The organism is Nitrospirota bacterium (genome assembly GCA_016207905.1).
Taxonomy (GTDB): Bacteria; Nitrospirota; Thermodesulfovibrionia; order Thermodesulfovibrionales; family JdFR-86; genus JACQZC01.
This window is the reverse complement of the sequence record JACQZC010000013.1, coordinates 1-8109: the sequence shown is the minus strand read 5'-3', so window position 1 is coordinate 8109 and position 8109 is coordinate 1. Positions and strand designations below refer to the sequence as shown.

At 42.8% G+C, this 8109-nt stretch carries 12 protein-coding genes; 10 read left to right on the top strand and 2 right to left on the bottom strand.

Features of this window, described 5'->3' with window-relative positions; translation table 11 throughout:
- The first annotated feature begins 36 nt into the window (after nt 1-36).
- From HY805_01825 to HY805_01815, 3 genes are all read left to right on the top strand, one after another.
- Nucleotides 37-405, top strand: a complete 369-nt coding sequence (locus HY805_01825; protein MBI4822954.1) for a hypothetical protein — start codon at nt 37-39, stop codon at nt 403-405.
- A gap of 76 nt (nt 406-481) precedes the next feature.
- Nucleotides 482-697 (top strand): hypothetical protein, encoded by a 216-nt coding sequence (locus tag HY805_01820; protein ID MBI4822953.1) that lies wholly within the window; start codon nt 482-484, stop codon nt 695-697.
- 177 nt (nt 698-874) lie between these two features.
- On the top strand, nt 875-1120 hold the full coding sequence (locus tag HY805_01815; GenBank protein MBI4822952.1) for a DUF433 domain-containing protein: 246 nt from the start codon (nt 875-877) through the stop codon (nt 1118-1120).
- A 179-nt stretch (nt 1121-1299) separates the two neighbouring features.
- On the opposite strand, the gene nadA is transcribed toward HY805_01815, so the two are convergent.
- Nucleotides 1300-2286 carry a quinolinate synthase gene (gene nadA, locus HY805_01810; GenBank protein MBI4822951.1) on the bottom strand — a complete coding sequence of 329 codons (987 nt, stop codon included), beginning with the start codon at nt 2284-2286 and terminating at the stop codon, nt 1300-1302.
- Nucleotides 2286-2984: a lytic transglycosylase domain-containing protein gene (locus HY805_01805; GenBank protein MBI4822950.1), complete on the bottom strand. Its 699-nt coding sequence runs from the start codon at nt 2982-2984 to the stop codon at nt 2286-2288. The genes nadA and HY805_01805 overlap by 1 nt, the downstream gene beginning before the upstream one ends.
- 94 nt (nt 2985-3078) lie before the next feature.
- On the opposite strand from HY805_01805, the gene HY805_01800 reads away from it, so the two are divergent.
- The 7 genes from HY805_01800 to HY805_01770 form a co-directional block, all read left to right on the top strand.
- Nucleotides 3079-3843, top strand: a complete 765-nt coding sequence (locus tag HY805_01800) for an AAA family ATPase (protein ID MBI4822949.1) — start codon at nt 3079-3081, stop codon at nt 3841-3843.
- A gap of 75 nt (nt 3844-3918) precedes the next feature.
- Nucleotides 3919-4548 (top strand): 5-formyltetrahydrofolate cyclo-ligase, encoded by a 630-nt coding sequence (locus HY805_01795; protein MBI4822948.1) that lies wholly within the window; start codon nt 3919-3921, stop codon nt 4546-4548.
- Nucleotides 4518-5078 carry a GTP cyclohydrolase I FolE gene (gene folE / locus HY805_01790; protein MBI4822947.1) on the top strand — a complete coding sequence of 187 codons (561 nt, stop codon included), beginning with the start codon at nt 4518-4520 and terminating at the stop codon, nt 5076-5078. The genes HY805_01795 and folE overlap by 31 nt, the downstream gene beginning before the upstream one ends.
- Nucleotides 5079-5169: 91 nt before the next feature.
- A complete protein-coding gene (locus tag HY805_01785; GenBank protein ID MBI4822946.1) occupies nt 5170-5421 on the top strand; it encodes an AbrB/MazE/SpoVT family DNA-binding domain-containing protein in 252 nt (83 codons plus the stop codon).
- A complete protein-coding gene (locus tag HY805_01780) occupies nt 5418-5816 on the top strand; it encodes a PIN domain-containing protein (protein ID MBI4822945.1) in 399 nt (132 codons plus the stop codon). Before HY805_01785 ends, HY805_01780 begins: the two co-directional genes overlap by 4 nt.
- Before the next feature lie 746 nt (nt 5817-6562).
- Nucleotides 6563-7123 carry a cytochrome C gene (locus tag HY805_01775; protein ID MBI4822944.1) on the top strand — a complete coding sequence of 187 codons (561 nt, stop codon included), beginning with the start codon at nt 6563-6565 and terminating at the stop codon, nt 7121-7123.
- A gap of 37 nt (nt 7124-7160) precedes the next feature.
- Nucleotides 7161-8109: hypothetical protein (locus HY805_01770; GenBank protein ID MBI4822943.1), on the top strand; the 949-nt coding region annotated here is incomplete at its 3' end.

Below are 8109 nucleotides of genomic sequence, written 5' to 3'. Positions count from 1 at the left end.
GGATATACCTGCACAAAACCTGACAGTAAAGGGCAGATGCGTGAGTATCTATGTTTTAGGGATATAAAGGTGTCCTTTACAGAGGTTTCTGAAAGCATTTCCGTCGCATTAGCAGGGTCAATTAAGGTTCTGTCCGTCTCAACTGGTGAGCAGGTTGTTGTTCACTCCATAAACTCAAAGAAATCTGACAGTGTTAGGTATGCAGAGGGTTTTAGCGAGTCAAATGTAAAACTTGATCCAAATATCGAATCTTTAGCTAACGCAAAGAAAACACTGCAGGAGGAGGATACCCTGATGAAAGAAATTGTAGCCGGTGTCACAAATGAAATGGTACAGAAGGTGCTTGATAAAGTTGATAGGGCGACTGATACACCAGACCCTGTGGAGATGCAGATTTTTAAATAAACGTCTGCTTGTTATAAAATTGACGCAGTATTATCGATACTGCAAGCATCGAAATAAAATAAGGAGGATATTCTAAATGAGCGATGCATTGAAAGTGATGGGTTTTGTAATTATAGCAACGGGATTATATTTTGGTGTTTATGATGGATTAATAGAACCTAACCTTCCTGGGCATCATTTTGACTCAGGCGATAAGATGGAGCTCATTTTAGGTGGCAGTTTAGTTTATTTAGGGCTAATCGGTTTTGTTCTATCGGAGGTATCAGAAAAAATAAAAACTCAAACCAAATAGGGCACGAAATACAATGAGGGATATTGTTAAGTCTTTCCTGCAAATTCCGTTTTTGTCATTGCGAGGCTTTGCCGAAGCAATCTCTCCTTATGGGTCTTAAAACTCCTGCTATTAACGCTTTTATCTCAAACATTATGGTATAATCCAACTAACATAAGGATGGAGGTTTGAATTGCAATGAAAGAAGATGAACTCTTGAAAAGGATTACTTTCAATCCTTCAATCTTTGGGGGTAAACCAATTATCCGCGGTATGCGGATAGCTGTGGAGCACATCCTCGGGATGATGGCAGGAGGTTCAGACATGGAGGAACTTTTAGAAGGCTATCCTTTTCTGGAGAAAGAAGATATTCTTGCCTGCCTGCTTTACGCCCAGCGACTTGTCGCACATGAAAGAATAGAGCCCGAGCTTGTTACTGACTGATGATGAAATTTCTGCTATCCGATTGGTAGACATCCCTGCAAAAAGTCAAGGAAAAGTTTTATTGAAGTTGGTGACAACACATAAGAGTGATATCGAAAAACAAGCGTTGATAACCGTCTATAGATATCGCGTGCGCATTCGCCTGTCTGAATCTGCTGACTAAAAGCTTATAAGCTTCTCTATTTAATCTCAAGCATCATCAAAAGTGCTTTTTCGGCAGGGACCCTTATGTGTTCGGGAACCTTTATAACATAATTCATCTCCTTTAAGGCACGAAGGATGCTTTTCAATGTAGTTTTTTTCATATTAGGACAGATCATATCTTTTCTTAAAGGGTAGAAAGTCTTCTCCGGGTTTTCTTTTCTGAGTCTATGCATGAGCCCTAATTCCGTTCCAACAATGAACTCTCTATGCTCCGATGCCTTTGCGAACCTAAGCATTCCCGATGTGCTTGTGACATGGTCTGCTACACGGAGTACCTCTAACTTGCATTCAGGGTGTGCCATGAGCAGGGCATCAGGGTGGTTTTCCTTAGCCTTTAGGGCATCGGAAAGTGTGACCCTGTCATGAACATGGCAGAAGCCATCCCATGAGATGACCTGTTTTTTAGTGTTCATTTGTGCCCACATCGAGAGGTTTCTGTCAGGGATGCATATGACCCTTTCGTCAGGCAGTGATTCCACAACCTTTACTACATTCGATGAGGTACAGCAGATATCGCTTTCTGCCTTTACCTCTGCAGTTGTATTGACATATGTAACAACAGGCACACCCGGGTATTTCTGCTTTATATCCCTCAGGGTAAACTCAATCGGAAATATAAGTGCTGGCTGGACCTCATAGCCCGGAAATGTTTTCCAGAGCCTTCGTGGAGAGTCAACCCTTATCATGTCAGCCATGGGGCAGACTGCTTCGGGCTCAGGCAGTAAGACGATTTTTTTAGGGGAAAGTATAGAGGCGCTTTCTGCCATAAAGTTTACCCCGCAAAACACTATGACATCGCAGTCTATGGATGCGGCTGTCCGTGAAAGCTCAAGAGAGTCCCCTACGAAATCGGCAATATCCTGAACCTCATCCCTTTGATAATTATGAGATAGTATTATTGCACTGAGATGGTCTTTTAGCTTCAGAATCTCTTCCCGAAGAAAGTCCCCTTCAAACTGCATTAAAACCTGAAGGGCTCTGGGCTTTTGCTTAAGAAATCGGTATTTGTGTAGATTACCGTCCCATCATCCAATATGACCTTGTAGATGGGTGTTGGCTTTCTGATTTTTTTAGTGGCAGGGGACTGAACATTCAGCTTTTCGTTTCCATTGTAAAGTAGGAGGACTTTTTTTACATATTCCTTTGTCTCGCTGATAGGCGGGATTGTGCCATATTTCTGGACATATTCTGGTCCTGCATTGTATGCGGCAAGGGCAAGCCTGAGGTCCCCGCCAAATCTATCGAGAAGGTACCTGAGATACTTTGTTCCACCCTCTATGTTTTCTTCAGGACGAAATGGGTTGCTAACACCCATCAGGGAGGCAGTAGAAGGCATTAACTGCATAAGTCCCATAGCGCCCTTTCTCGAGACAGCCCCCTGATTATAATTGGACTCCGTAGTTATGACTGCATGTATAAGAGAGGGGTCGATGCTGTATTTGTCAGCCACGCTTTTTATAATGGACTGATAGGAGACGCTGTTATAGCTCCTTAGCTTTGGGGTTTCATCGTTTTGCAGGGGCATTAGTTTTGCTTCACGCGTGGGTGTGTCGGTAAGGCAGATGACACCGTTTTCATCTACATAGCTATAGATGTCTGCATAAGCAGTCGAAACTACAAAAAGGACTATTGCAATAACCCTTATTGCAAGCACAATCAAATATTACCACCAAAAGCCTTATCTGTCAACCCGAAAATAAGGTTTCTGCCTGATTTTTGACAGATTTTCCTCTGAAATGTTACCATCTTTATCTATGAAAATAGCAGTAACAGGTAAAGGTGGTGTCGGTAAAACCACGATAGCCGCCTCATTGAGTTATGTATTCTCGAAAGAGGGCAAAAAGGTGCTCGCAGTCGATGCAGACCCGGATGCAAATCTGGCATCTGCATTCGGACTGAGCCCATCTGAGATATCAGAAATCTTGCCAATAGCAGATATGGCTGACCTTATAGAGGAAAGGACAGGTGCAAGGCCCGGGGCTATAGGTGGAATATTCAAGCTTAACCCTCGTGTCGATGACATACCTGAGGAGTTTGGAAAAAGATTTAATGGCATAATGCTTCTCATAACAGGAAGGTCTAAGGAAGCCGCATCAGGCTGTTACTGCCCGGAAAATGTGCTCCTGAGAAGACTTATAAAGCATCTTATTACAGAAAGAGACGAGGTCGTCATCGTTGACATGGAGGCAGGCATAGAGCATCTCACAAGAGGCACTGCATCTGCCGTGGATGCATTCATTATCGTTGTAGAGCCAGGCGGAAGAAGCATCCAGACTGCACTTACTATCAGAAAGATGGCAGAAGAGCTTGGCATCAAAAAGCTCTATGTCATTGCAAATAAAATCACATCCGAAAACGATATGTCATTCATAAAACAAAATATCGGAGATATGACATTGGCAGGCAGGGTGAGCTTTAACCCTGAAATTATCAAGTCTGATATGGAAGGCACTACACCCTTTAATGAGCTTCTTTTGAGCGAAATAAAAGAGATTAAAAAAAGGATCGAGAGTGATTAAAATCATGGCTTGTCCCTCGTATGTCATGCCGACTTGTTCGGCATCTTTCTTCGGAAGGATTCCTGACAAGCAGGAATGACAGCGAAAAGAGGACATTATTATGCAGGAGTCAATAAGATGCTCCCAAAAAAAAGGATAAGGGCAGATGTCCTGAAAAAAAGGAATGGGATACCTCCTCACACTAAAAGGCTCAAGGATTCGGCTATAGGGAAAAGGCTTTTCTCCCTTAAGGAGTTCAAGGATGCAAAAAGCATATTGTTTTATGCATCGGTGAGGTCCGAGGTAGATACATTGGATATGATAAGAAAAGCCATTTCAATGGGCAAGTCGGTAATGCTTCCTAAGGTTGACATAAAAAGCCATTCCCTTAAAATATATGAGGTCAAAGGCATGGATGAGATTGAAATGGGTTATATGGGAATCCCTGAGCCAATAGTAAGTAAGAAAAGCCTTAGGAGTCCTGATTCTGCTGACATTGTGATAATGCCAGGGATTGCATTTGACCCATCAGGAGGAAGGCTTGGCTATGGGAAGGGTTACTATGATAGAATGCTCTCAGGAAGGCACGGCATCTTAAAGACAGCACTTGCATATGAGGAGCAGATAGTTAGGAATATTCCGACTGAGCTTTATGACATAAAGGTCGATTCAATAATCACAGAGAAGAGGACTATATGGACAAAGAAAAGATTAAAAAAGGAGTAAGGCTCATTCTCGAAGGCATAGGAGAGGAGCCGGATAGAGTAGGTCTCAAGAAAACCCCTGAACGGGTCTTTCAGATGTATGAAGAGATATTCGCAGGTCTTATGCCTTCTTCAGAGGAGATTCTAAAGACTATAAGGGGAGAGACGCACGACGAGATGATACTCATCAAGGACATCCCGTTTTATTCGGTATGCGAGCATCATCTTTTACCCTTCATAGGAAAGGCACATATTGCATACATACCACGAGGAGAGATAGTAGGGCTTAGCGACCTTGTGAAGGCACTTGAGTATTTCGCAAAAAGGCCACAGGTTCAGGAAAGACTTACAACTCAGCTTGCCAACCTCATAATGGAAAAGCTAAAGCCAAAGGGCTGTATGGTCATAATAGATGCAGAGCATCTCTGTATGAGCATGCGTGGAATTAAAAAGCCCGGCTCAAGGACTGTGACATCGGCAGTCAGAGGCATCTTCAGGACAAAGGCATCTACAAGAGAGGAGATGCTCGAACTTATAAGGAAAGAGAGGTAGCAGTAGACATCTCTTATTCTTGTTAAGAACAATAATTACTTGTAATTTAATTAAATTCCTTGTAAAATAAGCTTAAGGCTTGGAGGGCGATATGAGGACAACGGTTACATCGAGGGGACAAACAGCAGTCCCCGCAAACATAAGAAGAAAGTTCCGTCTTGAGGCAGAATCCAAACTTGAATGGGTAGTTGAAGAGAACGGAATAAGGGTGATACCATTGCCCAAAGAGCCGATAAAGGCATTTGAGGGTGCTCTGAAGGGCAAATTGGACTTCAAAAAGTTCATTGAGGACAGGCAAAGAGAACGCCGAGAGGAACTGAAAAGAGAGACACAAAGAAAGTGACTCACCGCTACACGCTTGATACATCCGCAATAATGGCATATTTCCTTGGAGAAAAAGAGGCTAAGGAGGTCTCCGATATACTGTTCAGGGTAAAAAAGGGGGAGGCATCGGTCTATGTGTGCTTCATGTCATTTATGGAAGTCCTCTACAGGACATGGAGGCTTTCAGGCGAGGACACAGGCAGAAGGGCATATATCATGTTGAGGAACCTACCTGTAAAAGAGGTAAGAGAAGACGAAGACCTGCTCCTTATGGCATCCATAATAAAAGCCACCTGTCCTCTTTCAGTAGCTGATGCATGGATTGTAGCTGCAGCACAGAAGACAGACAGCACACTTCTACATAAAGACCCGGAACTTAACAACCTCAAGGCAGTTAAAACCAGAAGGCTTTAATGAAGAGACAGCAGGAGGTAGCTGATTAAGATAATGAAACTTGAGATCTTCATATTTTAACGAAAGGAAGGGATAATATCTGCCTTCTTAAAAATAAAATTCAAAAAGACTTTATATTGTAGCAAAGATGTAGCAAAATTTAGCAGAATATTTTAATTTTCTAAACTCTCCAGACAAATTCTCCTGCAAAGCATCGTTCTGAAAAAGGCTTCATTCTCAATATTCTGAGATTCTTCTGCCGAAGCATCGGCATCAGAATGACAGTCGTATCGCAGGCTAAAGCCTGCGGCTACTGTGATTAAAGAGAAAGACTGGATTTCCCGAACAAGTCGGGGAATGACGGGGAGGGTATTGCGGAATGATAAAAAAAGAGGAGAACAACATAGAAAACCATAGTTCATTTTTTACTTGACAAATAACTTTTGTGGTGTTATTATCTAACTATAGTTATAGAAAAGGTTGAATATGAAAAAGGGGTCAAGGTTGATAAATATCAACTTAATCAACATGGGAATCATTAAAAATCAAGGGGTTATGAGGCACCCCCCCACCCCATAAATCAAGCAGATGAGACCCTTTTGCCGAAGCATTGGTATCGGGGTGTTGGGCATATGCTTATTAACCAAAGAGGACATTTCTAAATTGGCTTGACATTACACACAAGGTATTTTAAGTTGAATTTAGGCATCCGAATATATTATAATGCCCTACCTAAATATTACGAATTCAATCAAAGGGAGGTTACAATGAGGTTTGCATGGCTTCCAATAGTATTATTAGCAGGTTTTTTAGCTTTACCTATGGTGTCTTATGGTGCAGGTGCGCATGACGGACTTAGCTGTACAGGCTGTCATGGGATTCACACTGCAAAGGGCGATGTAATCTTTGCGGTTGAGCCTAATAAGAAAGCTATCAATCCAAAGACAAAACAGCCTACAACCGGCACTACTGCATTGTGTCTTGGCTGTCATGAGACAATGGACAAGGGTGGAATTGGAATTATGCCTGTCTCGGCAACTATGAGCCATCCATTTGGCATTGCACCTGACTCAAAGGTTGCTACTGTGCCCTCTATTCTCCTAAGGGGTGGGAAATTAGAATGCGTTGGCTGTCATGACCCGCATCCATCGAATTCCAATTACAAATACCTCAGGGTTGATGTGGGCAGGGGCGAAAAGATGCAGGTCTTCTGCAGTATGTGCCATGGCTCGAAATCAGGGGTTAAGGCTGAGATGGTCAATATATTCGACAGCATGGATGAAAGAAAGGCGATACAAGAGCCAAAACCAGCAGTAAAGACTAAATAAAATTATTTCAGGCTCAAGTAAATCAAAGAGGGTATAAGTGAAGAGAAGCTTATTTCTTTGCGTTCTGGTATTGGCGGCATTACAGTTTTTTTCTACTACTGCCATTTCTGAGCAAATAGGAGACTGTAGTAGGTGCCATAAATTCGATGCCGTAGGTAAGGTGCTTCATCCTGCGGTTGTCATGGGCTGTAAGGTCTGCCACACAGAGCCTCATACAAAGGGAGCAAAGTTCAGAAAGGGCCTTATGGCAGAGGGAGCTAAGCTATGTTATGCCTGTCACAACAAGGCTGAATTTATAAAAAAAACCTCTCATCCTCCTGTAAAAGCAGGAGATTGCTCATCCTGCCATGAGCCGCATATCTCTGATAACCAAAAGCTCCTCATCGCACCTATGCCAGAGCTTTGCTATAACTGCCACGATAAGACTGCATTCACAAAACCAGTTATCCATTCGCCTGTTCAGGGCGGCATGTGCGATGCCTGTCACAACCCTCATTCGACTGACTCTCAAAAACTTCTTCTTTCAGATGAGGTATGCTTTAACTGCCATCCAAAGGAGACCCTTATAACAGGCAAGATTGTTCATTCACCAGTTGCACAGGGCATGTGCGCAGGCTGTCATAACCCTCATTCATCTGACTCTCAAAAACTTCTTCTTTCAGATGAGGTATGCTTTAACTGTCACCCAAAGGAGACCCTTATAACAGGCAAGGTTGTTCATTCACCAGTTGCAGAGGGCATGTGCGCAGGCTGTCATAGCCCTCATTCAAGTGAATTGCCCAGATTAATCTCCTCAAATGAGGTATGTTTTAGCTGTCATCCAAAAGACACTTTTGTTAAAGCCAAGGTTGTCCATGCACCTGTTCAGGCAGGGATGTGTCCAAGCTGTCATACACCACACTCATCGAATGCCAAAAAGATGCTCTTGCTCGATACCCCAAAACTCTGCTATAAATGCCATAATGAGAAGGAATTTACACAAAAGG

Coding starts and splice junctions, on each gene's coding strand:
- HY805_01800 (MBI4822949.1), top strand. CDS start 3,079: ATGAAAATAGCAGTAACAGGTAAAGGTGGTGTCGGTAAAACCACGATA.
- folE (MBI4822947.1), top strand. CDS start 4,518: ATGGACAAAGAAAAGATTAAAAAAGGAGTAAGGCTCATTCTCGAAGGC.
- nadA (MBI4822951.1), bottom strand. CDS start 2,286: ATGCAGTTTGAAGGGGACTTTCTTCGGGAAGAGATTCTGAAGCTAAAA.
- HY805_01825 (MBI4822954.1), top strand. CDS start 37: ATGCGTGAGTATCTATGTTTTAGGGATATAAAGGTGTCCTTTACAGAG.
- HY805_01815 (MBI4822952.1), top strand. CDS start 875: ATGAAAGAAGATGAACTCTTGAAAAGGATTACTTTCAATCCTTCAATC.
- HY805_01795 (MBI4822948.1), top strand. CDS start 3,919: ATGACAGCGAAAAGAGGACATTATTATGCAGGAGTCAATAAGATGCTC.
- HY805_01785 (MBI4822946.1), top strand. CDS start 5,170: ATGAGGACAACGGTTACATCGAGGGGACAAACAGCAGTCCCCGCAAAC.
- HY805_01820 (MBI4822953.1), top strand. CDS start 482: ATGAGCGATGCATTGAAAGTGATGGGTTTTGTAATTATAGCAACGGGA.
- HY805_01775 (MBI4822944.1), top strand. CDS start 6,563: ATGAGGTTTGCATGGCTTCCAATAGTATTATTAGCAGGTTTTTTAGCT.